This window comes from Pantoea sp. GbtcB22 (assembly GCF_019091025.1).
Taxonomy (GTDB): domain Bacteria; phylum Pseudomonadota; class Gammaproteobacteria; order Enterobacterales; family Enterobacteriaceae; genus Pantoea; species Pantoea leporis.
Window position 1 is genome coordinate 1 of record NZ_JAGXKB010000190.1, and the last position, 273, is coordinate 273.

Below are 273 nucleotides of genomic sequence, written 5' to 3' on the forward strand. Positions count from 1 at the left end.
TACGCGGTTGCTGTTTATCGACGGTCAGGATCGCGGCGCAGAATTGAATTAGCAGTTGGCTCATGAGCACCTCACTCCACTTTCGCCGGGACAAACTGCGTGCTAAACGCACTCTGCCAGTCGGTGGACGCTTTGAGTAAACCGGCGTTGACCATAAAGTCACGCGTTGCCTGCCAGCGCTTATTCGTCATCACGCCTAAGCCTTGCTGCGCGGCATCGCCGACGTCAATCAGGTGCAGCGCTTTCATTTGCGATACGCCAAAGGCGAGAACC

Annotated in this window: 1 pseudogene; it reads right to left on the reverse strand. The window is 56.0% G+C overall.

Annotation, left to right across the window (positions count from 1 at the left end):
- Nucleotides 1-71: 71 nt before the first annotated feature.
- A pseudogene (locus KVT28_RS25130) lies at nucleotides 72-273 on the reverse strand (ABC transporter substrate-binding protein); the annotation flags it as partial.